The sequence below is a fragment of the Thiohalomonas denitrificans genome (assembly GCF_016841685.1).
Taxonomy (GTDB): domain Bacteria; phylum Pseudomonadota; class Gammaproteobacteria; order Thiohalomonadales; family Thiohalomonadaceae; genus Thiohalomonas; species Thiohalomonas denitrificans_A.
Genome location: NZ_JAENYR010000002.1, coordinates 1 through 25,948, shown reverse-complemented (window position 1 = coordinate 25,948; position 25,948 = coordinate 1). Strand labels below are relative to the sequence as shown.

27 protein-coding genes and 1 tRNA gene are annotated in these 25,948 nt (G+C 60.1%); 3 read left to right on the top strand and 25 right to left on the bottom strand.

Annotated elements, in window-relative coordinates; all coding sequences use genetic code 11:
- Positions 1-23: 23 nt before the first annotated feature.
- On the bottom strand, positions 24-1,433 hold the full coding sequence (gene gltX, locus Q7L05_RS00635) for a glutamate--tRNA ligase (protein ID WP_303900885.1): 1,410 nt from the start codon (positions 1,431-1,433) through the stop codon (positions 24-26).
- Between the two features lie 25 nt (positions 1,434-1,458).
- Positions 1,459-1,881: a phosphate-starvation-inducible protein PsiE gene (locus Q7L05_RS00630; protein ID WP_303900884.1), complete on the bottom strand. Its 423-nt coding sequence runs from the start codon at positions 1,879-1,881 to the stop codon at positions 1,459-1,461.
- A 118-nt stretch (positions 1,882-1,999) separates the two neighbouring features.
- Between Q7L05_RS00630 and Q7L05_RS00625 the strand changes: the two genes are divergently transcribed.
- Both Q7L05_RS00625 and Q7L05_RS17380 read left to right on the top strand, forming a co-directional pair.
- A tRNA-Val gene (locus Q7L05_RS00625) sits at positions 2,000-2,074 on the top strand.
- A gap of 57 nt (positions 2,075-2,131) precedes the next feature.
- Positions 2,132-2,548 (top strand): SOS response-associated peptidase family protein, encoded by a 417-nt coding sequence (locus tag Q7L05_RS17380; RefSeq protein WP_317623071.1) that lies wholly within the window; start codon positions 2,132-2,134, stop codon positions 2,546-2,548.
- Here the strand turns inward: Q7L05_RS17380 and Q7L05_RS00620 are convergent.
- The 5 genes from Q7L05_RS00620 to Q7L05_RS00600 all read right to left on the bottom strand — a co-directional run bounded on the left by Q7L05_RS00620 (position 2,527) and on the right by Q7L05_RS00600 (position 7,961).
- Entirely contained in the window at positions 2,527-3,243 is a 717-nt protein-coding gene (locus tag Q7L05_RS00620; RefSeq protein ID WP_303900883.1) for a DUF429 domain-containing protein, read from the bottom strand. The two genes, Q7L05_RS17380 and Q7L05_RS00620, sit on opposite strands and share 22 nt — an antisense overlap.
- A gap of 312 nt (positions 3,244-3,555) precedes the next feature.
- On the bottom strand, positions 3,556-4,851 hold the full coding sequence (locus Q7L05_RS00615; RefSeq protein WP_303900882.1) for an NAD(P)/FAD-dependent oxidoreductase: 1,296 nt from the start codon (positions 4,849-4,851) through the stop codon (positions 3,556-3,558).
- Complete coding sequence (locus tag Q7L05_RS00610; protein ID WP_303900881.1) at positions 4,844-5,455, bottom strand: c-type cytochrome; 612 nt, start codon at positions 5,453-5,455, stop codon at positions 4,844-4,846. Before Q7L05_RS00610 ends, Q7L05_RS00615 begins: the two co-directional genes overlap by 8 nt.
- 17 nt (positions 5,456-5,472) lie before the next feature.
- On the bottom strand, positions 5,473-7,452 hold the full coding sequence (locus tag Q7L05_RS00605) for a cytochrome C (protein WP_303900880.1): 1,980 nt from the start codon (positions 7,450-7,452) through the stop codon (positions 5,473-5,475).
- Between the two features lie 95 nt (positions 7,453-7,547).
- Positions 7,548-7,961, bottom strand: a complete 414-nt coding sequence (locus Q7L05_RS00600) for a hypothetical protein (RefSeq protein ID WP_303900879.1) — start codon at positions 7,959-7,961, stop codon at positions 7,548-7,550.
- Between the two features lie 229 nt (positions 7,962-8,190).
- Between Q7L05_RS00600 and Q7L05_RS00595 the strand changes: the two genes are divergently transcribed.
- The gene (locus tag Q7L05_RS00595) at positions 8,191-8,976 is read left to right on the top strand and encodes a Tll0287-like domain-containing protein (protein WP_303900878.1); all 786 of its coding nucleotides are present in this window, start codon (positions 8,191-8,193) and stop codon (positions 8,974-8,976) included.
- Between the two features lie 271 nt (positions 8,977-9,247).
- On the opposite strand, the gene Q7L05_RS00590 is transcribed toward Q7L05_RS00595, so the two are convergent.
- The 18 genes from Q7L05_RS00590 to Q7L05_RS00505 all read right to left on the bottom strand — a co-directional run bounded on the left by Q7L05_RS00590 (position 9,248) and on the right by Q7L05_RS00505 (position 25,595).
- The gene (locus Q7L05_RS00590) at positions 9,248-10,471 is read right to left on the bottom strand and encodes an IS256 family transposase (protein WP_303900877.1); all 1,224 of its coding nucleotides are present in this window, start codon (positions 10,469-10,471) and stop codon (positions 9,248-9,250) included.
- Positions 10,472-10,962: 491 nt separating this feature from the next.
- Positions 10,963-11,376: a hemerythrin domain-containing protein gene (locus Q7L05_RS00585; protein ID WP_303900876.1), complete on the bottom strand. Its 414-nt coding sequence runs from the start codon at positions 11,374-11,376 to the stop codon at positions 10,963-10,965.
- A 260-nt stretch (positions 11,377-11,636) separates the two neighbouring features.
- Positions 11,637-12,566, bottom strand: coding sequence for a tetratricopeptide repeat protein (locus Q7L05_RS00580; RefSeq protein WP_303900875.1), 930 nt, complete (start codon positions 12,564-12,566; stop codon positions 11,637-11,639).
- A 485-nt stretch (positions 12,567-13,051) separates the two neighbouring features.
- Positions 13,052-14,008, bottom strand: a complete 957-nt coding sequence (locus Q7L05_RS00575) for a type II secretion system F family protein (protein WP_303900874.1) — start codon at positions 14,006-14,008, stop codon at positions 13,052-13,054.
- 13 nt (positions 14,009-14,021) lie between these two features.
- Positions 14,022-14,996: a type II secretion system F family protein gene (locus Q7L05_RS00570; RefSeq protein ID WP_303900873.1), complete on the bottom strand. Its 975-nt coding sequence runs from the start codon at positions 14,994-14,996 to the stop codon at positions 14,022-14,024.
- Positions 14,977-16,347, bottom strand: coding sequence for a CpaF family protein (locus tag Q7L05_RS00565; protein ID WP_303900872.1), 1,371 nt, complete (start codon positions 16,345-16,347; stop codon positions 14,977-14,979). Before Q7L05_RS00565 ends, Q7L05_RS00570 begins: the two co-directional genes overlap by 20 nt.
- A gap of 3 nt (positions 16,348-16,350) precedes the next feature.
- Positions 16,351-17,550 (bottom strand): AAA family ATPase, encoded by a 1,200-nt coding sequence (locus Q7L05_RS00560; protein WP_303900871.1) that lies wholly within the window; start codon positions 17,548-17,550, stop codon positions 16,351-16,353.
- 30 nt (positions 17,551-17,580) lie between these two features.
- Positions 17,581-18,060 carry a TadE family protein gene (locus Q7L05_RS00555; protein WP_303900870.1) on the bottom strand — a complete coding sequence of 160 codons (480 nt, stop codon included), beginning with the start codon at positions 18,058-18,060 and terminating at the stop codon, positions 17,581-17,583.
- Positions 18,060-18,509 (bottom strand): TadE/TadG family type IV pilus assembly protein, encoded by a 450-nt coding sequence (locus tag Q7L05_RS00550; RefSeq protein ID WP_303900869.1) that lies wholly within the window; start codon positions 18,507-18,509, stop codon positions 18,060-18,062. Before Q7L05_RS00550 ends, Q7L05_RS00555 begins: the two co-directional genes overlap by 1 nt.
- Positions 18,496-19,659: a TadE/TadG family type IV pilus assembly protein gene (locus Q7L05_RS00545; protein WP_303900868.1), complete on the bottom strand. Its 1,164-nt coding sequence runs from the start codon at positions 19,657-19,659 to the stop codon at positions 18,496-18,498. Before Q7L05_RS00545 ends, Q7L05_RS00550 begins: the two co-directional genes overlap by 14 nt.
- Before the next feature lie 3 nt (positions 19,660-19,662).
- On the bottom strand, positions 19,663-19,908 hold the full coding sequence (locus Q7L05_RS00540; RefSeq protein ID WP_303900867.1) for a hypothetical protein: 246 nt from the start codon (positions 19,906-19,908) through the stop codon (positions 19,663-19,665).
- A gap of 11 nt (positions 19,909-19,919) precedes the next feature.
- Positions 19,920-21,434 carry a type II and III secretion system protein family protein gene (locus Q7L05_RS00535; protein WP_303900866.1) on the bottom strand — a complete coding sequence of 505 codons (1,515 nt, stop codon included), beginning with the start codon at positions 21,432-21,434 and terminating at the stop codon, positions 19,920-19,922.
- A 25-nt stretch (positions 21,435-21,459) separates the two neighbouring features.
- The gene (gene cpaB, locus Q7L05_RS00530; protein WP_303900865.1) at positions 21,460-22,236 is read right to left on the bottom strand and encodes a Flp pilus assembly protein CpaB; all 777 of its coding nucleotides are present in this window, start codon (positions 22,234-22,236) and stop codon (positions 21,460-21,462) included.
- Entirely contained in the window at positions 22,233-23,555 is a 1,323-nt protein-coding gene (locus Q7L05_RS00525) for an AAA family ATPase (RefSeq protein ID WP_303900864.1), read from the bottom strand. The genes cpaB and Q7L05_RS00525 overlap by 4 nt, the downstream gene beginning before the upstream one ends.
- The gene (locus Q7L05_RS00520) at positions 23,555-24,028 is read right to left on the bottom strand and encodes an A24 family peptidase (RefSeq protein ID WP_303900863.1); all 474 of its coding nucleotides are present in this window, start codon (positions 24,026-24,028) and stop codon (positions 23,555-23,557) included. Before Q7L05_RS00520 ends, Q7L05_RS00525 begins: the two co-directional genes overlap by 1 nt.
- 68 nt (positions 24,029-24,096) lie before the next feature.
- Positions 24,097-24,279 carry a Flp family type IVb pilin gene (locus tag Q7L05_RS00515; RefSeq protein ID WP_303900862.1) on the bottom strand — a complete coding sequence of 61 codons (183 nt, stop codon included), beginning with the start codon at positions 24,277-24,279 and terminating at the stop codon, positions 24,097-24,099.
- Positions 24,280-24,417: 138 nt separating this feature from the next.
- Entirely contained in the window at positions 24,418-25,218 is an 801-nt protein-coding gene (locus Q7L05_RS00510; RefSeq protein ID WP_303900861.1) for an AraC family transcriptional regulator, read from the bottom strand.
- Positions 25,219-25,442: 224 nt separating this feature from the next.
- Positions 25,443-25,595 (bottom strand): hypothetical protein, encoded by a 153-nt coding sequence (locus Q7L05_RS00505; protein WP_303900860.1) that lies wholly within the window; start codon positions 25,593-25,595, stop codon positions 25,443-25,445.
- Positions 25,596-25,948: the final 353 nt, after the last annotated feature.

Below are 25,948 nucleotides of genomic sequence, written 5' to 3'. Positions count from 1 at the left end.
CGTGGATTCCCTCAGTGCAGGCTTCACTTGTCTTCGGCCCGGGCGCGGATCAGCTCCAGCGCCTTGTCGATACGGCGCAGGGAGGCCTCGCGCCCCACCAGTTTCAATGTCTCATCGATGCCGGGCGAGGCGGCGGTACCGACCACGGCGACACGCAGCGGCTGCGCCACCTTGCCCATTTTCAGCTCCAGGGCGGCGGCTACCTGCTCAACGGTCGCGTGCAGCGCCTCGGGGGTCCACTTCTCCAATCCCGCCAAGGCCTCCCGCATCTTGACCAGGGGCTCCAGGGCGACCGGGCGCAGGTGTTTCTTGGCCGCTGCCGGGTCGTATTCGTCGAACTCGCGATAGAGGTAGGCGCTTTGCGCCGCCATCTCGGCCAGCGTGCTGGTGCGCTCACGATAGGCAATCACCACCTCCACCGGATCGGGGCCGGTGGAGGGGTCGATGTCCAGCTTGCCGAGCTGGTAGCTCAAGTGACGCGCCACATAGGCCGGGTCGAGGCTCTTCATATAGTGCTGGTTCAGCCACTGCAGCTTGCTGATATTGAGCGCCGAGGCCGAATGGTTGATATCGCAGATGTCGAACAGGCGGACCATCTCCTCCAGTTCGAAGATCTCCTGGTCGCCGTGGGACCAGCCGAGGCGTGCCAGATAGTTGATCAGCGCCTCCGGCAGATAGCCCTCCTCCCGGTAGTCGGTGACGCTAGCGGCGCCGTGACGCTTGGAGAGCTTCTGGCCATCCTCGCCAAGGATCATCGGCAGGTGGGCATAGGTCGGCGGCTCAACCCCTAGCGCCCGCAAAATGTTGATCTGGCGGGGCGTGTTGTTGAGGTGATCATCGCCGCGGACCACATGGGAGATTTCCATGTCCATATCGTCCACCACCACCACGAAATTGTAGGTAGGGCTACCATCGCTGCGTCGGATGATCAGGTCGTCCAGCTCGACGTTACTGAATACGACTTTGCCGCGCACCATGTCGTTCACCACGACGCTACCCTCGGTCGGATTCAGAAATCGGACCACGTGGGGCTCGTCGGGGTCGATGGCCTGCCCGAGGCAGCGGCGGTCGTAGCGCGGTTTCTGCTTCTTGGCGATCTGTTCCTCGCGCAGCGCCTCGATGCGCTCCCTGGGGCAGTTGCAGCGGTAGGCCAGACCCTTGTCGAGAAGCTGCTGCGTCACCTCCTGATAGCGTCCAAAGCGATGGGTCTGAAAGAACGGGCCCTCATCGTACTCCAGACCCAACCAGGTCATCCCCTCGAGGATCACGTTGACCGACTCGGCGGTGGAGCGCTCCAGATCGGTATCCTCGATGCGCAGCACGAACTTGCCGCCGTGGTGCCGCGCATAAAGCCAGGAAAACAGCGCCGTGCGGGCGCCGCCAATATGGAGGTAACCGGTAGGGCTGGGGGCGAATCGCGTTTTGATACTCATAGAATCCGTCGTTTTTTGTTTGAGGCTACTTTTTGTCAATCACTTTCTGGTCGGTCACGCCGTACGGAAAGCGCACATGTCCATAGCGAATCACGAGCACGGCCAGCCCGAGCACCAGCACGGCACCGGCCACCGCCAGGATTCGCCACCCATCCATCGCCTTCATGTCCAGAATAAGATAGCGCGCCAGCGCCACCATACCGATGTAAAGCGGCATGCGCACCGGGAGCTGGCCGGAGTTCCAGTAACTGGCGACCATCGCCACCACTTCAAGATAGATGAACATCAGCAGCAGATCGGCCAGGCGAACCGTACCGATCACCACCATGTGCCAGATCTCCTGCCCGGCTGCCACGATGGTGGCCAACAGGATGATGAAGAGGCCGATATCCTCCACTACCCCCACCACTCGCTGGCCCAGACGGCGCCCCCCCTGCTTCTCAGCCATTTCCAAAGTCCCGATGGCAAAAACAGGAAGTATACATCGGAAGCGTGCGCATCCGCGAAGACCCGCTTCAATGGTTTGACCACAGCCGGCAGGATGTATATCATCTGCGCCCTTCTTCGGGCGGTTAGCTCAGCGGGAGAGCACTGCCTTCACACGGCAGGGGTCACTGGTTCGATCCCAGTACCGCCCACCAGAAAAATCAAGCAGTTGCGACAAGCCGGCTTAGTGCCGGCTTTTTCGTGTAAGCGCCATGCAAACGCCAAGCACAAGCCTGCCGGGCGAAACAACGGTACTACTGCCACTGAGAGTCCGCGGTGCCGGACCACTCACCGACCCCAACGAATTCGCCGCCCGTATTCACAACCGTATGCCGGTCATTCTGACACCAAGCCACTACGGACAGTGGCTTGATCCGCGGGCGGACCCTCAAGCACTGCAGAACTACCTGTTCCCCTACGCTGCCAGTGAGACGGAGTGTTTCCCCGTTTCCACGGCAGTGAACCAATCGCAGAACAGGGGAGCCGATGTGGTCACCCCCTGGGCTCCACCATCCAGCAGATTTGATGGGCACGCTGCACTTTGCCCATCCTTCCCGGCCCTTCACTCTCTCCCCCAATCTCCAGGCGATCGGGGTGTTGGCCGGCATCAGACAGTCCCACGGGCATAGACTATCTCCATGCTCAAGCCCTTGTCGTCCTTCTCGGGGACCGCTGGCAACGATTCCAGCGCGCCAGGCCGTGCGGCTGTTACCGCACCTACCAATGCATCAAGAATATCGTCGATTGCCAGATCCTTTCTCGGCCACCGGGCACGTGCCTGTTCAACGATTTTCGGAACCTGAGGGAGCCATCGGCTGAGAACTGCCAGGCGTTCTGCGTGGCCCGCTGCTTTTTTCTTGTTGTGCCCCATCGGCTGGCTATCGTTCAGTGCCCGGAAGCAGAGTTCCGGGTGCATCTCTCTGAGCTTTCGGCGTTCCGACAGCATGCGTATAAAGGTATCGACCTCTGCGATCTTCGGGGTGATGGCCCAGCTCTGCCTCGACAGCCGCCGTCCGGTCACCGCCCGATTGGTGCTGCTCCCGCTTGCATAGTCCTCACACCCGAGCGCCTGCCGGCATGGCGCCACAAACACGCTTGACGCTCTCGGACCCAGAAGCTTTCTCGCCTCTCGATCACATCGTCGCTCTTCTGCTCCCGCAGACCTGAGCCCGATCGGAATATCGATCAGCGTAAGCTCGGAAGCCGTGATGGCAACGCGTAATGCCTCCAACTGCTCGGCGATTCCGATATGGTATCTTCCCGAACCCGTGAGTTGGACGAAAAACCATCCTCGACGACAACCGTCAATGCCAATAGCGTTCATGGGAGGATGCTTGGCTCCTAAGGAGAAGAACGGATGTTTATACAGGCTACAGCCCAGGCGAGTGTGTTCCGAAGGAAGGCTGATGATGGCTTAACAGGCTGTTAAGACAACAACGGGGATAGCGCGGTGGATAGAGCCGCCTCTCCAGATTGGCTCCTTGGCAAATTTGTGGGTTGTGCTCCGGGTCCCTACGGGAGAGGGGCCGGAGGGAACCTGTCGGTTAGGTCCCAAGGTTCCCACTGCTGGATTCCGTCTTTCGGAAGGATTTCGCGGGCACCCATTTGCCCGCGGTCACCTTTTTGCACGAACAGCTCACTCCATCATGTCGTTTATGACGTTCTTGAACCAGCTGTGGGCGTAGCTCACTTCCCGCTTGCGCAGTTCGGGACTGGCGTTGGAGGGTGAGACGCCCCCCGAGTTCGGGACCGGCTCGATGGTGTTGTTGGCGGCATCGAGGGAGTAGACCGCAGCTACCGAGATGCCGAAGTCTTCGCCGACGATGCTGTAGCAGGTGTTGACGAAGGTGGGATCATCCGGCTCCCGACCGCTAAAGCGCGCCACGATTGCTGCGGCGGCCACCTTGGCCTGGGAGTTTGCGGCATAGGCCGACTTGGGCATCTTGGCGGCGCTGGAGGCGTCGCCCAGGACGTAAACATCCTTGTGCCGGCTCGATTCGAAAGTGCGTTTGTCCACCGGACACCAGTCGCCCTCCACCAGGTCCGCGGCAAACGCGATGGCACCAGCCTTTTGCGGCGGAATGATATTGACGACGTCGCCCTGGAAGTCCTCGACGAAGGTCTGCAGGGTGCGGGTCTGGGGGTTCACCGCTTCGACCGCGCCGCCTTCCGCGCCACTTACCCACTCGATCATGCTGTTGTCGCTGCCGTAACCGTAAAGCTTGGTCCAGCCCTCGATGTACAGCCCCTGCTTGGAGAAGGCGTCCTTGGGATCAAGAATCATGATCTTGGCGCGCGGCTTGTGGTGCTTGCAGTACATGGCGATCTGGGAGGCGCGCTCGTAGGGTCCGGGCGGACACTTGAAGGGATTCGGCGGTGCCGCGATGAGCACCTTGCCCCCATCGGGCATGGCCTCCAGCTGGCGACGCAGGGTCCGCGTTTGGGGACCGGCATACCAGGCGTGGGGGATCTCCTCGGCAACCGTCTCGTCGTAGCCATTGATGGCATCCCACTTGAAACCAATGCCCGGAGAGACCACGCAGGCGTCGTAGCCGAAGTCTTTGCCCCCCGCGGTCCGCACCACCTTGCTCACCGGGTCGATGCCCACCACGCGATCGATGACGACCTCCACGCCATAGCTGCGCAGACCATCGTAGCTGAAGGTGATGGAATCCAGTGTGCGGTCGCCACTCAGTACCTCATTGCTCATGAAACAGGAGGTGTAGTTCGGCTTGGCTTCGATGAGCGTCACCGAGATGCCCGGGTCGAGCTTGCGCAGATACTTGGCGGCGGTGGCCCCGCCCACTCCCCCGCCGACGATGACCACCCGGCGGGTGGCACCCATGGCCAGGTACGGGAAGCCCAGGGTCGTACCGAGCAAGGCGACGCCGCCGGCCGTTCGGATGAATGCTCTGCGATGGATATCAGTCATGTTGGTTTCCTCGATCGTCGGGTCGGTGCTGGCTGCCGTAGTAGTGGATAAGAGCAGGGATGGCCTGCTCTCCCTGCTCCGCGGTTGCCGCATCGACCTTGCGCTCCATCTTGCGCGGCCAGTCGCGCTTGCCCGTCAGGAAGTCGGCCATGGTGTACTCCAGATAGGGCATCCACTGGCCCGCCAGGGTCCCGGCGTCACCAGGGCGGCCGCCCTCCTCATGACACTTCTCGCAATGCTTCTCATGCAACTTGGCACCCTTTGTGGCCAGGGCCGCATCGTGGGGCTGCGATTTCAGATCCAGCCGCTGCCGGGCGAAGAACCAGGCCATGCCCTCGATCTGGTCATCGCTGTAGCCCCGGGCGATGCGGTTCATGATCGTGGAGTTGCGCTGGTCCGCCCGGTAGCCGTTCATGGCGTCTATGAAGACGTCGGGATCCATCCCCGCTATGGATGGGCTCGAGGGCCCCACACTGGATCCGTCGGTGCCGTGGCAGCCGGCACAGGTGAAAGCCAGTGCCTGGGCCGAGGGGCCCGCCGCGATGGCGGCCCCCGGGAGCAGCACCAGCACGCCCAGAAGGAGATACCGAATATTCTTTGTCATGGTGTCTTCTCCTATTGTCAGTTCGGCGTGGTCATGACGCCGATCAACACCAGGGTCAGCAGGGCCAGACCGGCCATGATCAGGACGCTGGTGATAAACGACGAAGCCAGTTCGGCGCGGCGCGAGGGGCGCTTGACTAGATGCTTCTCCAACTCCCCGCGCTCGACGAGCCGCTCGTATTCGAGTCGGTGGTCGTGCTTGAACTCCTCGATGGGGATCGCACCGGTGAAGATGGTGGTGCTCATCGGGAAGCGCTCGGGCCGGAAGTGCACGTTAAAGAAGTGCACCGAGTTGAGGAAGATGGCGGCCAGCAGGGCCTCCTCGGCGTGGATCAGCGTGGCGAAGTTGAACACCGATCCCGGCAGGAGCAGTGCGGTCTTCTCCGGCGCAAACAGCACCAGGCCCGTCGTGCCGATCACGGCCGTACCCCAGAAGGGCGCCCAATAATCGAACTTCTGCCAGTAGGTCCAGTGACAGAACTTGGGACGGGGGCCGCGACCGAAGAACCACTTGAACATGTCGCGCAGATCCTCGAGGTCCTTCCAGCTGGGCAGCATCGAGGTGCCGCCGAACCACTCGAAGGTTCCGAGTTTGCGCTTGCGCTGAATGTTGATCAGAGCGATGGTCAGGTGAACCACAAAGATCGCCAGCCAGATGATGGCGGCGGTACGGTGGATGATGCCCTCCACCTGCGGACCGCCGAGGAACGTCACCACTGCCTTCGCCCAGTCCGTATGGGAGAACAGCAGGGTCGTGCCGGTGAGGATCAGGGCCATCGTGGAAATGGCGAACAGCCCGTGAATCCAGCGCCATGTCGCCGAGAAACGGCGGAAGTAGACCTTTTCGGGGTTGTCGAGATCCTCGATGAAGCCCCGACCCTGGAAGCGCTCCACCACCTCGCGGAACAGCCACAGCAGAACGTGCAGCCAGAAAAAGGCGATGACGCCGATGATGAGCGCCTGCATGAAGCGCTTGGCGACCCACAGGCCCGGATAGTTCTCCCGGTCGTCCGCATCGCCGTGCGGCAGGAAGGCGACGAAGCTCTCGGTCGCGCCCTCGTGGCAGGTTTGGCAGTTCTCCAGCCGGTTGTCGGCGTGGATCTCTGAGGTCGGGTCATCCTCGCCCTTCACCCCATGACCACCGTGGCAGTCGTGACACTTGGCCGTGTTGGTGTAGCCAAGGCGGTGCACCTGACCGTGATAGGAGGCGAAGTAGGTCCGCTGCGCATCCTGGTGACAGTCGCCGCAATTCTTCGTGATTGCCAGTTTGGCGGCGTCCCCTTCGGGTTCCGTGATGGCGTGCGTGGTGTGGCAGTCGGAGCAGACCGCGGAGTCGCTGTCGCCCTCCTCCAGAACCGCACGACCGTGGTCGGAATCGCGGTACTCGGCCAGCTCGTCTTCGTGGCAGCTTCCGCAAATCTCCGGATTCTTCAGCCGCTGTTCGGCGCGCTGCTGGCTGCCAAGCTCGCCGATGTTGTGAGCATCGTGGCAGTCGTAACAGGTGGCATTGGTCCGGGACTCGTCGAGCTTGCTCGGGCTGGCATGGACCGAGCCCATGAAGTTCTCGATCTCCTTATTGACTACCTCAAGGCGCTCATATTCGGGATCGTCCTTATGCTCGGACCATGTCTCCTTATGGCACTCGACACAACCGACGACTACCTGAGGAGCCTCCCGGTGCGGGACCCGATCGATCGTCGTATGGCAATCGGTGCAGCTGTGCTCGCCGTGAACACTCGCCTCTATCCGTCCATGCTCCACGTAGATATCGACCGGACTGCCATCATCTCGGACATCCGTCTTTTGATTCTCATCCCCGTGACAGGTCAGGCAACGCTCATCAGGGATGATGCGCTCGCGGGTCTCGGGGTCGAAGTATTGCAGGACCCCTTCGACCGCCGGATCCGGATTTTCGGCATGGGCGAAAGGTGCGATAAAAAGCATGAGGGCGGCCGCCCAGAGGCAGGTCATGGCCACCGGTGCGATGCGTCTGGGCATCGTATTCTTCTCCTATTTTCCTTTGGTGGCGCGAAATTCGCGCGCCTTCGTATTTTTGATTCGGACTTATTAGATGGTGCAGATCCCGGGAGTCCTCAAGAAATCACACGACAAGCGATGTTTTTGATGCGATCGGTAGTACCGGACGCACGACTGCGGTAATCGCGCACAGGATTTGGCGCAACGGGAGTTCGAACGGGAATGGTCCGCCCTCTTGATAACCCGTTTCTGCCGATATGGCTGAAGGTCGTTGAACGAGTATTATGTAGGGGCGAACAGAAGCTGCCGATGGTGTGGCCAAACGCCTCGACACCATGGGTTCGGGTAGCCGTCGCGTCGCCTTCCGGCAATACGAACGGGCGCAACAAACCCAACCCGAACTCCCCGAGGCCGGCGGCCGGCGGGAGTTCGCGTTGGGTCAGGCACGGGAAATACCAGGCCATGCGTAGCTCTCCTTTGGTAAATACTGCCCCCTCCAGTCTGGCAACAAGCGGGAACGCATTTTCCATGCGAGCTACTTACTATTCCCGCCATTCTAATGATGACGAGCTCTCTGGTCCAGAGACCCACAACGAATTCTAATAACAAGAACCGCGAAAGATTCTAAGAATTATTATAAACCGACCACGATCTGGTCGGACCGGAAACATCCGGTTACAACTTGAAACAACACTCCTACCCGCCGCCTGTAATACTTTTACCGGACCATAACACTAATAAATACCGGAGGGGATTCACATGAAAAAGTTGGTATTACCGACAGCGGCCGGCGTCGGCCTGCTCTTTTTCTCCTGCCTGTCCATCGCCGAGGAGATCGGTGTGCCGAACCAAGGGGGGCATCCGGAATACCTGTTTTTGGAGAAGGTGCCGCAAGAGCAGGGCCGTGCCACGGCAGAGATGATCTCTCAGGCACTCGCCGTCGGCCGCCTGGTGATCTTCAGCCATATGAAGAAACTCACCGATCCCGAGCTGGGCGACAAGGGATTCACGGGCGATTACTTCGTCGAACAGTGGCTCGCCGCGCTGGAACCACAGCTCATGGACATCACCCCGGCACAGCAGCGTATTCTCGACAAGCTCATCTGGGCGGGCAAACTCAGCATCGACAACAATCAGGACAGGCTCAATGTGAAGGGAACCGGTTGGAAACACTTCCTGCCGGCCAAGTGGGCCCGCGAGGCCGGTCTGATGTTCAACTCCCGGACCGGCATCGTCACCCGCCAACCGGCCCGCAACTACCGGCATCCCAGCAATGCCCCCGACAGCATGGACAAGGCGGTGCTCACGCGCTTCATCCAACCTGACCATGATGGTAAGCCCTACGGCGAAGAGACGATGATGGGCAAACAGCCGGTCTACCGGTACTTCGAACCGGTCGAACTGATGGAGCCATGCCTGGCTTGCCACGGCAAACCCAAGGGCGAGTTGGACGTCCTCGGTTACGAGAAAGACGGGCTGGAAGGCGGCGACGTGATAGGCATGATCAGTGTTACTGTTCCCATCGAAGGTCCATCCGGGAAATAGTGTAATACCGCTGGGCATACACTCCTGTAGGGTGGATAAGCGGAGCGCATCCACCAAACGACGGGGAAGAACGCGGATGCGCTGACGCTTATTCGCCCTACGGATGGTGCCTGTGATCCCTGTAGGGTGGATAAGCGGAGCGCATCCACCTTACCCAGGCGGGATTATTGGCGGATGCGCTGACGCTTATCCGTCCTACGGATGGTGCTTGTGAGTTGTAGTCCTGTAGGGTGGATAAGCGGAGGGTGTCAAGTAATCTGTGTAACTGAATTCAGTTAGGCACTCGGTCGCCGTACAGAATGACGAACTGATTGAGTGCCGCTTTCCAGTCCCGAATGGGACGGGTCCATTTCCTGGCCACGTTCTTCAGGCCCATGAACATGAGCTTCATGATCGACTCATCGTTCGGGAACGCGCCGCGGTTCTTCAGCACCTTCCTCATCGAATAATTCAGCGATTCGATGGCGTTCGTGGTGTAGATTACTTTACGGATCTCCCGTGGGTAGTCGAAGAACACCATCAGGCGCTGCCAGTCGGCGCGCCAGCTCGGGGTGATCGCCGGATACTTGTCGTCCCAGCGCTCTGAGAAGCGCTCCAGGGCTTGCTCGGCTTCAAGCAGGGTCGCGGCACCGTAAACCGCCCGAAGGTCGGCAGCGACTGCCTTGCGCTCCTTCCACGGGACATACTTCAGTGAGCCGCGGACCTTGTGCACGATGCATAGCTGGACCTGGGTCTTGGGGAACACCGCCTCGATCGCTTCGGGTAGCCCCTTCAGGCCGTCTACGCACGCGATGAAGCAGTCCTCAACGCCCCGGTTCTTCAGATCGTTGAATACCGACAACCAGAACTTCGCTCCTTCGGTCTCGTTCATCCACAGCCCAAGCAGCTCCTTTTCGCCCTCCAAATTGATCCCCAGCGCCAGGTACACCGCCTTGTTCTTCACCGGCCCATCCTCGCGCGATTTCACGTACAAAACGTCGAAATACAGGATCGGATAAACCGCCGCCAGTGGCCGGCTTTGCCAAGCCCGGACCTCATCGTGAACCGCATCGGTCACGTTTGAGATCAAGGTCGGCGAAACATCGACCCCGTACAGCTCTTCCAGTTGCGCCTTGATATCCCGTGTCGACAATCCTCGTGCATACAGCGCCAGGACCTTGTCATCGAAGCCATCGAGCCGGCGCTGCCGTTTTCTGACCAGCTGCGGCTCAAAGCTCCCCTCCCGGTCCCGCGGCACCTCGATTTCGAACTGCCCTGCATCGCTCTGGACGGTCTTCTTGGTCTTGCCATTTCGGCTGTTGCCGGTGCCCCGTCCCTCCGGGGCATGGGGCTCATACCCGAGGTGGTCGCTCATCTCCGCCTCAAGGGTCCTTTCGACCATCCGCTTGGTCAGTCGCTTCAACAAGCCATGCTCGCCCAGAATGTCTTCCGGGGTGCGGCAGCCTTTCAGGAGCTCGTCAAGCAGGGCATCGGTCTTCTTCTGGGTACTGGTCACTGATTCTTCTCCTTCTTCGTTAGTCGCAGATAACCAGTTACACAGTTATTTGTACACCCTCTTATCCCGGGCTGTTGTTGACGGATGCGCTGACGCTTATCCGCCCTACAGATGGTGCTTGTGATCCCTGTAGGGTGGATAAGCGGAGCGCATCCACCTTATCCCAGGCTTGTTGTTGGCGGATGCGCTGGCGCTTATCCGCCCTACGGATGGTGCTTGTGAGTTGTAGTCCTGTAGGGTGGATAAACGGAGCGCATCCGCCTTATCCCAGGCGGGATTATTGGCGGATGCGCTGATGCTTATCCGCCCTACAGATGGTGCTTGTGATCCCTGTAGGGTGGATAAGCGGAGCGCATCCACCTTATCCCAGGCTGATTATTGGCGGATGCGCTGACGCTTATCCGTCCTACGGATGGTGCTTGTGAGTTGTAAGTTGCGGGATGGGCGAAGTGCCTTCCCACTACACCCGATCTGTGAGGGGTTCTCCAAGCTCAGAAGATCTTTTCGGCCACTTTTCCGGCATGATTCGGCAGACGCTCTATCGCCGGGAATAGCTCCCTTTCCTCGAAACGTACGTGACGGGAGAGTGCATCGGCAAAGGCGAGGAGAACCCTGGGCCGGGGTGAAGCCAACCGGTCGGCCAGGTCGGTCAGTTCCGCATGCTCGGCGAGGGTACGTTGCACCAGAAATTTTTCGCCGGCCCGGGCCAGTACTGGCAATAACCAGTTTTCTTCCTGATCGAAATGGGGTTTGAGTTCAGTTTCAAACTTCTGACGCACCAGGTCAGCCACGCTCTTCACGGACGCCGATTCACCCCCATGGGCGACGCGACGGGCGCGAAGGGCAAGCGAAAGTGCTCCGTGGTGCTCTCGTGACAGAGCGATCAGGGGCTCGGATCGTTTCATCAGACGGCTCCTAGTCTAAGGTTGCAGGCTGTTTGGTGCTATACGAATAGCGAGCGCGGCCCCGTTTGCACCGTGGGTCGGGTTTCGCCCCGGCATCCTCCGGAGCCCCACCGACCATCGTTTGTGCATTACGCATGAACCACTAGCCCCAGCATTAATCGTTCGCTGATCTTGTGTCTGAAAATCCTTTCAGTTGTTGACTATTTTACTAGGTTTCTTGATGGAAGCAAGCGATGGCCATCAACAGCCTGGCCGGAATCTCAGTTGGCCCCGGCCCGGTGGGGCCGGTTCCTAACCACCTCCAGGTTTTCATGCGCCCTTTCGTAGTACTGCGGCGAAAGGTGGATGGCACGGTCGAGATATTTTTGTGCCGAATCGAGGTCGTTGTTATGGAGTGAAAGATAACCGACATTGTTGTACGCACCCGGCTTGTCCGTTACACGCCGAAATGCAGCCACGGCCTCTTCGTAATGTCCGGTCCTGGCCAGAACCAACCCCAGATTGCGCCACGCCCGCCCGTATTCGGGATCCCGGTTGACAGCGGTTCTCAAGCGGGCGATCGCCTGGTCATAATCTTGTGAGAGGTAAAGTGAATAGCCCAGGTTGTTGTGGACCCGTGCGGATTTGGGCACCAGGAGCAGTGCGGTCTCATAGGACTTCCGGGCCGTGACATAGTCGCCACGTAGATCGGCCAGAATCCCTAGCGCGTTATGGGCCCGCCAACGACGAATATCGATCTGCACGGCGAGTTCCAGTGTCTCTCTGCTCTCGTCATAGCGCCTCGCGCGTAACAGGGTGAGCCCGAGCCCCTCATTAAGGCCCGGGTGTTCATTGTCGAATTGAAGACCGCTTCTGAAGGCCCTTGCGGCGAGGGCGAGGCGCTTCCGCTCCAGATGTATCGCACCGATACGTTCATAGACCGGAACGGCTCGAGGGTCGAACTCAAGGGCCTGCACATAACGGTAGAGCGCCAGATCCCTGTCGCCCCGTCCCATAGCCTTGTCGCCCCTGGTTATCGCCTCCGTGACGTTCTGGACAGGCATTTCCGTGGCATACGCCACTTTCTCCTTGCCATCGTAGAGATGGTCGAAAGATCCACTGGTGGACTGTTTCGGAGTTGATGCACAACCGGCCATCACGGCCGCGATGGCCAAAGCCCCCATCATTCGAATCGCGTCAGCTACTTTCATTCTTTGCTCCTTTATCCGTAACTGCTAGCCCGGTTGATCATGCGCGGCGCAGGAGATTCGTCATCCCCGCGCAGGCGGGGATCCATTTTGAGCCATGCCGCTGCTCTCTGGATTCCCGCCTCCGCGGGAATGACGGGTTGAGCAGTTACCTTTATCCTCAAATCGCTTCGCGAATCCTGAAAAAGCCGACGTCTGCGTCCCCAGCGGCAAACGGCGAATTACGGAGCGGACCGAACGAACCTTTATTGAACATCGAGGCGCGCCTTCCGCCCTACTCCTCATTCACTTAACTTCCTCTTTTTTTCCGGGAGGGGCCGGGATTCAAACGATGATTCCCGACGGCTAGTCGAGACCATTTTTGGGTCCCCTCTCCCGGAGGAGGTGTCGCAAAAGCCCTCTGTCGCTCCGGGAGAGCCTCAGTGCGAAAGAATTAAAAAGCCAACGCCCTGATAAGCATATCCCCCTCAGGGTTTGCCCGAGGTTCCTCAACGAAATGCTGCCAGCACGCCGAGTATGGCCGGGCCGATCGCTACCAGAAAGAAGGACGGAAAAAGACACAGCACCAGCGGAAAGATCATTTTGGTACCGATCTTGGCGGCTGCCTCTTCCGCTTTCTGCATCCGTCGATCGCGGAACTCCGTCGCATAGATGCGCAGGGCATCGGCAATGCTGGTGCCAAAGCGCATGCTCTGCACCAGCAGAGTAACCAGGCCGCGCAGCTCTTCCAGTCCGGTCCGTTCGGCAAGATTCCTCAAAGCATCCGTATGGGAGAGACCGGCACGGACCTCGACGTTGACCAACGCCAGCTCCCCGGCCAATTCCGGATGACTGACCCCCAGATCGTCCGCGACCCGCTGTATGGCCCCCTTGAGCCCAAGCCCTGCCTCCGCACAGACCACCAGCAGGTCAAGGGCGTCCGGCAGTCCCTCCATGAGACGGCGCTGGCGAGCGGCCACCTTTTTCTGAAGGAGATAATTGGGACCAAACAGGCCCACTCCCGCTCCTATTGCTGCCCCAAACACCACTTGCTGCATCGACAACCCCGGGATCCAGGCGGCAACAACAAACACCAGCAGTGGAAGCCCTACGGAAAGCATGATCTTCAGTGCATAAAAGGAGCCGAGAGCATTGGGCCGGCGCACGCCGGCCCGGATCAGCTGACGCCTCACATGGGCCTGCTCGCGATGGTCTTTCGGAATGATTCGGTCGTAGTAGGGCGTCAGACGCTCCATGAAACGGGCGGCGAACCCCTTTCGACGGGTCGAGGAGTCCTCCGTCAGGCGCTGCAGCCGCTGGCGCGTCGGGCTGTTCAGCCCATTGACCAGCAAAAGCCCCGCCACCCCAAAGGAAAAGGCCGCTACGCCCATGACCATGCTGAAGACAACCGATACCGCTTCGGGTGATCCCGAAAACCGGCTTAAAAGTGCCACAAGATAATCCATGTCCCCACTCCTGTCAGACCTGGATGCGTAGCAGTTTGCGAATCCAGAAAATGCCAATAGTCCCCAAGACAACGGCGCCCATCACCAGCTTTTGTCCCAACGGGTCGTTGATCAGCCGCGGCAGATAATCGGGCGTCGTCACCGAAATGGCCGCGAAAAGACCCAAAGGCACCAGCGCCAGTACCCAGGCCGAGAGACGCGCCTCGGCCGAAAGCGTCTTCACCCGCCGCTGGAATCGGAATCGGGCGCGAGTCACCTCTCCGATCTTTTCCAGGATCTCGGCCAGATTGCCTCCGGTCTCCCTCTGCACCAGTACCGCTGTCACCAGCGCCATCACCGTGACGCTCGGGACTCGAGACAGCAGTCCGAGCAGCGCACGGCGTACATCTCCGCCATAATTGATATCGGCGAAGACGATGGCGAACTCGCGACCGATCGGGGGTTCGAGATCATCGGCGACCAGCCGCAGCGCCTCGGTAAATGGGTGTCCGGCTCGCAGGGCCCGTACCATGACGCCCACTCCGTCCTGGAGTTGCTCTTCAAACTTGGCGATGCGCCTGGCACGGTCGGCATGCAGTTTGGCGTAAGCAAGAAGAGCGACCCCGATGCCCGCCAGGGCAGCCCACCCGGGTTGGTGCGTAAAGAGCCCCACGACCAGTGCCGCGCCCACTGCGACCCCGAGGGTTCGGAGCACCAGCTGATGAGCGGACTTCGTGTAACCGGCCTGTTCCGCCGTCGCTGCCAGCGCCGGCATTCCCGGCAGCCCCTCCATGGCCTGCTCCACAGCACCCTTCGGCTTTTCGCGGCGACGCGCACCGCGTGCCGGCCCAGGGTCGCTGGCCGCCAATTCACCCAGCCTCCTCTGCAGGCGTTTGCGCACCGCCCGGCTTTCACCGAAGACCGGCACGACGAAACTGAAAGTCAGCAGCACCACAGCCGCAAAGACCAACCCGATAAAGATCAGCGTTTCAGTTGAGCCCCATTCCATGCCCGAAGCCCTCCTCTGGTTCGTATAGGTCGAGCCCCATGTCGATGCCGTGCTGAACCAGGCGTTCATGGAACTGGGGAACCACGCCGCTGGCTACGAATTCGCCCTTCACCCGGCCCTCCTCATCCAAACCGCGGCGACGGAAAGAAAAAATTTCGGACATGGTGATAATCTCACCCTCCATGCCGGTGATCTCCTGGACACCGACCACACGCCGTCCACCGTCCTGTTGCCGCTCCAGCTGGATCACGAAATCCACCGCCGACGCAATTTGGGCGCGCAACGCGCGGGGTGGGATATTGACCCCTGCCATCGCCACCATCGATTCGATACGCGTCAGCGCATCACGCGGAGTATTGGCATGAATGGTCGTCATGGAGCCGTCGTGACCGGTATTCATTGCCTGCAGCATGTCCAGTGCCTCGGAACCACGGACCTCGCCGACGACAATGCGGTCCGGGCGCATACGCAGGGCATTACGGACCAGGTCGCGCTGAGCAACTTCACCCCTCCCCTCGATATTGGGCGGACGGGTCTCGAGTCGGACCACATGCGGCTGCTGTAGCTGCAGTTCCGCCGAGTCCTCTATGGTGACGATCCGCTCGTCGGAGGGTATGGAGCCCGACATCACATTCAGCAGCGTCGTCTTGCCGGAACCCGTGCCACCCGAGATCAGTACGTTCAATCTGCCGCGCACCACGCCGTCGAAGAGCTGCCGAATGGTCGTCGACATCGCACCCAACTCCACCAGCATGCCCGCATCCAGGCGTTCAGCGGGGAAGCGGCGAATCGAGAGGGTCGGACCATCGATGGCCAGCGGCGGGATGACGACGTTAACGCGTGAGCCGTCAGTCAGGCGCGCATCGACCATGGGCGATGACTCATCGATACGGCGCCCCACGCGGGAGACGATGCGGTCGATGATATTCATCAGATGCGCATCGTCATGAAAGCGTGCATCGGTCTGCTCCAGCTTTCCGTATCGCTCGACGTAGATGCTGTGGGCGCCATTGACGAGAATGTCCGATACGGTGGGATCGGCGAGGATCGGTTCAAGGGGACCCAGGCCGAGTATCTCATCCTCGATCTGGCGCACGATGCGTTGGCGCGCCGTCACACTGAGGGGAATGGCCTCGGCCTCGATCACCTCACGGCTCACCTCGCGAATCTGTCGTCGTGCTTCCGCTTCGCCGAGCCCCGAAAGCAGCGACAGATCCAGTACCGTCAACAATTTCTCATTGATATGCCGCTTCCACTTCTCCTCCGTTCCTCGTGAGTCCGCACTCTCCCACGAGGCTTGTGTAGTCCCCACTTCGGAGGCCATATCCCTATTGACTTGATGTCGCATCATTTCTTACCCCCGATTCCATCCCAGCAACGAAAATCCCAGACGACTCTTCGGCTTCTTCGTCGACTCGAGTTCAAGTAATCGGCTCATCTTCTTCATCGCCTGCCCGAAGGCGGTCTTGGGCGCGGCTTCCACTACTGGAATTCCGCTGTTGACGCTATCGGAGATCCGCTCGTAATCATTGGGAAGCCGCACCACCTGGATACCTCCGAGCGCTTTTTCGACATCCTCCACCGATACCGTTCCCCGCTTCTGCCAGCGATTCACCACCGCCACGATCCGCTTCGGGTCAAGCCCGGCATATCCCGCCGCCGATTCGATGAAGTGCTTGGCCTCCCGCAAGTGGGCAACATCCTGTTGCAGAATCAAAAAGACCCGATCGGCGGCGCCCAGCGCAACCGCCGACGAGAAATCGAGCTGACGAGGAATATCGACGATCACCCGCTCATAGCCTCGCTTGAGAAGGCCCAAAATACGTTCCAGGCGTTCCGGGTCCGGTGAATACCCGAGTGGGGCGCGCTCGGTTGGAGACAGGAGCCGCAAACCACTGTGATGTCGCAGCATGTAGCCTTCTATCGCCACCTCATCAATCTCCGGGGCCCTGCGGATGGCCTCTTCGAGACCGCCTCCGGTCGGGTTCAGGTCCAGCAGCGTCGGCAGGGAACCGGTCTGGAGATCCAGGTCCAGCAGCGACACACTCATCCGGTCCACGACCAGGGCAAGCGCGAGGTTCGCAGCCACAACGCTGCTGCCGGCTCCACCTTTGGCTCCGACGACCACCGCAAGCTGCGGACCCGATTCCGCCGTACCGTCGTTCCGAACATTGACGAGCTGGTCACTGGCAATCTGACGCAGCACGCGGTTCAGGTCATCTGCCGGCACTGGAAAAGTAAAGTAGTCCCGAGCGCCCCCGTGCATCGCCATGCGCATGGCCTGTGTATTCTCCCTGGGACCGACGATGACCGTTGGCACCCGGGTTCCGATCGGACGATCGGCCAGCACCCTGAGCTCTTCTGCCCAGTTGCTGGAAAGGACAAAAATGAGTACCGGCGGCAACTCTCGAATCCCGTAAAGCGGGTCCACGTGCCCATTGGTAATCAAACGGGTCGTGACCCTCCATCCGAAACCCGGTTCAATGCGTTTCTCGATGGAGTCCAGTTCGTCCCTGGCGCGTCCCGCCAACAGTACTTGTAATTCGCCCAACATCTAAATCGACTCCTTTCGATAAGTTTCCATCTAACCGAAAGTCCCAAAACAGGCCCGCAGATTGAGCTCCGGCATATAGCCCAGGCTTTCCACTGGAACCGTGGTACTCGAATCGGGCAGTGTGAACGTGCTAAAGGGAAAGAACAGCTGGTAGGAGTAACCTGTGATCGCTACCCGGACAAATGCCGCGTCCAGGTACGACAGGGTGGCTGCCCCGGTATCGTCCAGGTACTCGACGGTGACGTGGCCCGTATTCATTCCCTGCAGCACGCGACTCTCTGTTCCGCCATCCGCGGCCTCAAAGATCGCCGCCCGCCTCACGCTCGAATGGTCGAAGGGACAGACGGCAGCAATGCGGGCCGCCCGACGGGTGGCCTCCTCGATGGTGTTCCAGGCAAAGAAAGCCCGACCCGCTTCGATAATGCCGAACAGCAGCGTAAAAAAGAGTAGCCCGATCAGTGCAAACTCCACCGTACTGATCCCCTTCTGCCGCATCCCCTTCTGCCACATTACAGCGCCCTCATGGTGACGGAAGCCTGAAACGTACGACCCGTCCCGATATCGCTGCCAAAGCCGAACATCGGCAGCATTTCGAAAATCGGCCGATATTGGTAAGCCGCGGATACCTGCACGTGGGCTGTATCGACCTGCACCACCGAGACATCGGCTGTAGCCAGGCCCTCCAGAAGTGGCTGTCCGGCTCCCGGTTGCCCGTAGACCACGAGATTGCGCGCAGTGTCCGCCACCTCGTCGCTGATATTGATCAGACCGGTAGTATCGGGCGTCGCCTGCTCAGCCAGATATCGGCCCCCGTCACGGACCGTTTTGGTGAGCGTGTTGTAGTGGTAAAACATGCGCCCGAACTCGGCCGTCGCCATTAACAGAATAAGAAGCAGCGGCAGCACGATCACGAACTCCACCAGTGCGATGCCCTGCTGTGATTGGCTACGAATCACCACTGTCCGGATCCTTGTAGAGAACGATCTTGTGCAGGGTGCTTCCGGAGGTGGGATCGGTTACCGGCTCTTCCGCGGCATTCCCACCGGCTGGACACTCATCGACGAACTGTCCATAGATCTCCTGCTGCCCATGCTGGCCCGCAGGGCGGGTGAGAAAAAAGCAACCCACGCCGAGCACCGAAACCTCCCCGCGTCCGTTAGTGGTGGTCGAGCAGTCGCCGATAGGCACGGCCAGCATGCGTCGGTTCGGCACCCCTTCGGGCTCCGAATAGTCGTGTTGACTCTCGTTGGCCTGACGCTCCTGGTAGTCCGTGTGCCAGAAGAAATTCTCCCCCGAACCCGGGTTGTAATCGCTGTACGTCACGGTATCGGGCTTCGCGTCTTCCGCTCCAATGGGGCCGTTGTACATCCCGAACCGCGTGTTTAATCCCTGGTACACCGGACCGACGGAGTTGCCGGGTTCCGTGGTCACCGTATCGCCTTCACTGGCACAGGACTCATACCCTCCGGCCAAGCCCTGCCGAACACAATCTGCGCCGGTACCGCAACCGAGAGCGAGTAACTGAAAGTTACCAGGCCCCACCTCGGAACCATCACTGCTTGCCCCCGACTTCAGGACTTCCTCCTCGGCACCGGCGGTATATCCGAAGTATTCTTCATCCGGATCGCCGCAGACCATTACCGGCACGAGACCGCAGACCCTGGAAAGGGGTGGACTCGGTCCCGCCAGGGCACTACCACCGACCGTAAGCGTTTCACCCACTCCGGGAAGGACATGAGCGAACCAGGTGGCAAACCGCACTTCGCCGACCCGCACCCGAATGTACCGGGGCTCTGTGCCGCCCGGCACGAAGGGGTCGTAGGTATCCGACAGTTCCACCAGCGGGAGGCTGTCTCCCTTGAGGAACAGGGCCGGCATGTTGCGATCGTAAGTCGCGACAGCCGCGTTTCGCGCCTGATCCGCAGACCCGGTGTCGCTAAGCACTTTAGCCCCGCTCAACGCGGCCGCATCCAGTGCATTCTGCATTTCACTCTTGCGGGCATACGCCTGACCCAGATCGACCACCAGGCCGGCTATCCCCAAAAGCACCAGAATGCTGATGGCCATCACGGGAAGAACGATGCCCCGCTGTTTTGAGCGCATTGGCATTGGCTACATCCCGCTTGAGATGGCAGGGCTGCCGCCCGGCGTTCCGGTTTCGGCACCGCGGTAATCCCGCAGGGTACGCTCCGCCCGCTCGCCATCGAGAGCGGAGCCGGTCTGGTACGCCGGGTTGTCGGTCTGAACCCGGATCATGTGCCGAACCGATTCGCCGAAGTCATCCTTCAGCGGATCGGGACCGGCGCAGCCGGCCACCAACAGACTCGTGACCGCTATCCCGATTAGCTTCCAGTGCATCACTTGCTCCTTCATAGTTCGTGACCGAAACGCCCTTCGATACCCCCTTTCGAGGACCCCACCAAAGCTCCACCCTCCGGACCTTTTTCGTCTTTCCGGCTGCCCTGGAGCCGGCCCAGCAGGTAAAACTCGGCATCGCCCGGTTCCACAAAGGAATCCGTGGGCAGGCGCACCATTTCCGGATCGATGGGATGGGCGAAACGCGGGGTAACAAAGATCACCAATTCCGTCTGTCCCTTTATGAACTCCTGGCTGCGAAACAGGGCCCCGAGCACCGGGATGTCACCCAGACCGGGGAACTTGTTGACCCGTTCGCTCAGGTTCTCGTTGATAAGGCCGGCAATACCGATGGTCTGTCCACCAGCCAGCTCGACCGTTGATGAGGCCTGCCGCATTGTGAGCGAGGGGATGAAGAAGCTGGTGGAGACACCGGGGACCTCCAGCGCCACGGCGTTCTGGTTGGACAGCTCACTCACTTCGATATCTACATCCAGGCTGATCTGGCCCGAATCGAGTACCACGGGAAGAAAGCCGAGATTCACCCCGAATTTCTTGTATTCGATGGTGACGCTGTCTTCTTCTCCGGGGACAGGCAGGGGGAATTCCCCGCCGGCATGGAAGCGCGCAATCTTTCCGGTTGATGTGGTGAGGGTAGGTTCCGCCAATACCTTGGCCAAACCCTCCTCCTTGGCCGCGTCGATCACGATGGTGCTCAGCGTCGTACCATCCAGGAAACTCGCCACGAGGGAGTTCCCGCCCGTGGGAATCACGCGAGGATCGGCCAGGTCATTCGTCGTCAGGGAACCCGGCGCCAACAGGGTCGAAGAGGGGATCTCCGCGCCGGCACCCTCGATGGGGAACTGCAGAATCTCGCCCGCCCCGGTGATGGTGCCGATGCTCAGGTTACCGTCGGCAGTTATGGCGGAAAAATTGGACTCCATTCGCTTCATGAAGGTGCGGGCCACCTCGGCCACCTTTACCTCGAGCAGCACCTGTTTGGCTCCGCCTACCTGCATCATGTTGAGCACCCGCGCCCGGACGTCCTCTTCCGCATTGCCGTCCCGGCGGATCGTGCTGCGCGCCAGTTGCAGCGCCATATCCATTTTCGGCGCGCTGGAGACCTCTCCGGTCATCACGATGGCCTCCTTGGAGGCATGGACACCGATACGTTCGCCCGGAAGCAGTTCATACAGTTTTCTCTTCAGCAATTCCAGGTCATGGGTGACCTGAACGTCAATGCTGCCGGCCACCTCGTTACGCCCGTTCCAGAGAATCAGATTGGTGCTGCCAAGCTGCTTCCCCAGCACGTAGAGCTGGCGCGACTGCATCATGCGAATATCCGCGATCGCCTCGTTACCCACGGAGACCTTTTTGGGGGCAAAGTCGAGTGTCACCACCCGTGATTTGTTCAAAGGCACCTCGATGTTATGCGCCGTATGCTGGCGCTCCTGGGCGCCAGCCGTCAACGCCAGGGCGCCGACCAACCCCACCATCCATCGACTCCTTTTTGTGTTGCCCCAATCCATTCGCAAAACTCCCCTTTTTATCGTTTTACATCTGTACACGGAGGTTCTCACTATCCACTCCACGTATGATGGTGATGTAGCTCCAACTGCGGGTTCGGGCCGCACGTTTTGGTTCAGGCTTGGGCTCCGGCTTATCCGCAACCTTGATTTTCCGATCGTTCGGGTTTCTCAAAGCCATCTGCAGACTACCCTCCTCCGTCGCCTCAACCAGCTTTTCAGCCTCGTCCGGTGTCAGCTCCAGCGTGACCGCGCGCACGATCACCGGTTCGTTTCTCTCCGGAGAGGCCGTCTGATCCACTGCCAGTACCTTTTTGTTCCTGAGCAGGATCTTCGAAGAGGCCTCGCGATTACGATTCTTGCGGGAGGCAATCACATCGACCCGGTTACCCGGCAGCAGAAATCCCGCCACGCCGATGACATCATTGACCCGGACCGTCACCGCACGATGGTCCGGTTTGATCACGGCGGCCAGGGAACTGCCCTGCAGGTGTTCCACCGCCTTGCCCTGGTGAATGACCTCTCCGGGATAGATGGTCTGGGAGGCAATCCGTCCGACTACATCCTCCCGTCTTGCAAACGAACCGGAAGGGACCGCCTCCTCGGGAATCGATACGAGACGTATGTCGGACTCCTCGATGCGTTTGCCGAACGGAATCTCCAGGGAAGCGACGGTAGTGGCGTTTTCATCCTGTTGATCACCACCGGAAAGACGTGACTGAACCCACTGGTTGGCCGTCAACGCCGCCATGACTCCGAGGCCCAGTGCCACCAGAAGAATGATGAAAGTCCTGCGGTTAATCATGATGTCATCCCTTTCGATTCAGCAGTAACAAAGTAGTCGCCCCAGGCGGCCTCGACCCCTTCCGGGGAGAGCTCGGGTTTTCTTCCTTCATAGCGGCAGCGATCGACCACCAGTCCGATCAGATCGCGCGGATGGCAGGCGAGGAGCGGCACATCACGCAGACGATGAAGATGCTCGATGGTGTATCGCGCCACCTCGGGTACAAATTCGAGACCTTCGGCTTCGCAGACTTGCTGCCAAATCGCGGCGTAGGCCCGCTCACTGAGCTCCCCGAAGCGGACCTTGTAACCGATGCGCCGCAGAAAGGCCTCGTCGGCCAGTTCGGCCGGTGGGTAGTTGGTTGAAAACAGCAGTATCACGTCGAATGGCACCACGAACTGGGCGCCCCCGTGGCTGTGCAGGTAGTCGCACCCCTCCTCCATGGGAACGATCCAGCGATTGAGAATCGCCTCCGGGGGAACCCGCTGTCGGCCCAGGTCATCGATAATCAGCAGGCCATTGTTGGCCCGCATCTGCAGCGGTGCCCGATATTCACGCGAAGCCGAATCGTAGTGCAGCTCCAGCATCTCCAGGGTCAGCTCACCGCCAGCCGATACCACCGGACGGTCGCAGAGCCGGTAGCGGGGATCGTACCCCGAATCAATGCGTGCTCCGCCGGCGTTCGCCTCGAGCCGGGGGCGGTGGTACTCGGGGTCGAAGACACGCACGGTGATCCCTCCGGCCTGCACCGCATAGGGGACCAGCACGGGATCGTCGAGGACCCGTCCGAGGCACCGGGAGATGAAGCTTTTCCCGGAACCCGGTGAACCGTAAACCATCATGGAGCGCCCCGAGTGCAGAGCGGGACCGAGGCGATCCAGGATGTGCGGTTCGATCACCACATCGGAAAACTTGCTGCGCAGCTGCTCCGCCGTAATCTGTTGACGCGAGCTCGACTGCGATCCGACGATACCGAGATAGGCCTCGAGAGGAACCGGGGCGGGGCCGGCGTAGCCGTCGCGCATCATGGCATCGAGCGCCGCCGTTCGGCCCCGCTCGGTGAGTCCGTAGCGCACCCCGCCGTCGATGCTGCTGCGCACCTCCAGCTGGGCCTCGCGCCGCAGGTACTGGATCAGCGGCTCGAGCACACCCCCCGGCAGCGCTATCTCCCGAACCAGATCCGCCAGATCGGTGGGCCCCATTTTCAGGATCTGTTTCAAGAGCAGTGAAAGGAGCAGCTCCTCTTTGAGGCCGGTCTCCTGCAGTGAACGGGGCCGCTTCGCAGCGGTTGCCAACCCATTCTCTTCGAAGGGTTCAATGGCTTGGGTGGAAAACGACATCACATCACCTCTATCCAGAGTGCACCCGCGCTACCGGCGGCAATCGCCAGTGCGTAGGGGAAGCGCAATCGTCCCGACTCCCTCACAATCAGGGCATTCGCCAATGCCCCGGGGACCGGCACATAGCGCTCAATGAGATAGATGGCAAGAGCCAGTATTCCGCCAAAGATGAGGGTCAACAGCACGGCCGGGAGGGCCGCCATGCCGAGATAGCTGCCGACCGCCGCCATCAGCTTCACGTCCCCGGCGCCCATCGCCGACAGCGCATAGAAGGGCAGCAGTGCCGCGAAGCCGATCACCACCCCGCCCAGTCGCTCTGTCAGCGCCACCGATGCACCGCCCCAGAGTCCGAACAGCAGCCCAGTCAGCAGGATCGTCACGCACAGCCGGTTGGAAATCCGGTGGTGCTTCACATCCTCGATCACCGCCAGACCGAGCAGCCCCGAGAGAGCAATGATTTCACCGATTAACATGGAATCCGTTGTCGCTTTGTGGGTCTTGGGGAAAGCGGGGGCAGAGCCCCCGCCACTACTAATTGTGCCTATCCAGCCGTCGCCATATGACTAGCCATGTAATCGATACTGGCAGCGATGGTTGTACCAAGGGCCGTAAATGCAGCAACGGCTCCCAACGTGACAAGGCTTCCAGCCACCGCGTACTCGACCATGGTCAGCCCGCTCTCGTCATCGATGAATCCCTTTACCTTCTCGAAGATACCTTTCATGGTGTTGCTCCTTTTCCTTGTTAAATTCACTTCAAGTGATAGGCCGCATCCGACGGCCTCGATACAGGTATAGGATCAGGAACAAGGATCCATTAGGAGCCTGTTGCGCGAAGGTGCAACTCTCTTGCGTGAGGGTTCTCACGGGTTCACCCGCCCGGAGCGCTCCACCCGCCAGGCGCGCTGGAACTCCGAGGGAGAGGTCCCGAACTGGCGCTTGAAGAGACGGCCGAAATAGGAGGTATCCCGCAGCCCTATCGCCCAGCAGACGTCGGTGACCGAGGCGCTTCGGTTGTGCAGGAGGCGCCGCGCCTTTTCCAGCCGTCGCTCCATCAGATAGGCCTGGAAGGTCATCCCGAAGGCCTTCTTGAAACTGCGGCTGAACTGTGAGGGGTTCAGGTCGCAGAGCCTCGCCGCCTCTTTCTGGCTGATGGGCCGCGACAGATGACGCTCGATGAAATCGGCCACCCGCTCCATCGCCACGGGCGGTTTGGATTCCGGACGAAAGCGGGCCTCCACCGGCACACTGATGGCCGGCAGGATCGGGATCCGTCTCTCACCTTCCGGCTTGCCCCTGGCCAGGCGTTCCAGCGACTGGATGGTCTGGTCGATCTGCTCGGGGTCGACCGGGTTGACGAGGTAATCCCATACCCGCGAACGCAGTGCCCAGACCGCCAGCGCCTCCGAATGCTCCTCGGTGCACATAATCAAGGGAATATTCGGAATCATCCGCCGTATTCTCTGCAACAGCGCAAGGCGAGGAAGGTCGGGGAAGTCGAATTCAAAGAAGATTCCACAGGGGGTGTGCTCCTCCACCTCTGCTTCGATGTCCGCCGTCCATACAACGGTTCGCAGTCGACAGAACTCTTCCAGCAAGCAGTGCAGCGAAGGGCGTAACGCATACTGACGCAAATCGACAAGGAGTACTCTCGGCTGTTCCATACGTCCGTCCCTGTATCCTGGATGCTGATGAACAAAGAGTGCTGGCGGCCATTCCTGCTAACGGGATGTACTGTGTTGGATTCAACTGTTGTTATGTATAGCTGAAAACAGAGTCCACTCAAGGCACCGGCTTCGGGCTAGAACCTTTCCGCTCTAGCCAGGTCAGATGTGTGATTGAAAAATCGCCGCGGGGGCGCGCCTCCTGATAAGGATTGCATCGCAACTTATTGTGCCAAAAGGATCTTTTTTTGGCGCAATAATTGACCAATCCCCGAGACTTCATGGATTGCAGCGCCAGACATGTAGTTTTGTCTTGCGATGCAATCCATGGGGTCTACCCGGTCGTTTTCTGCTTCCTGAAGAACTTTACGATTCATTCATTTCGAACCACGGAAAACACGGAGCGCACGGGGAAAAACCCCCGGCAAACTGTTTTACCCCGTGGCCCCGTGTACACCGTGGTTACCCGTTCTGCATCGATTCGGGCCTGCGCAGCAGAGGGTACGGGTACGGCTTCTGAAGAACTTCCCTCGCTGTCATTACGAGGAGCCCCGGGCGACGAAGTAATCTCTGCTCCTAACCTCTAGATTGCCGCGTCGCTGTGGCTCCTCCTGATGAACTTGCCCTCGCTGTCATTACGAGGAGCCTAAGCGACGAAGTAATCTCCTGCTCCCAAAACCCCAGATTGCCGCGTCGCTGTGGCTCCTCGCAATGACGGCTGAACGTTCGT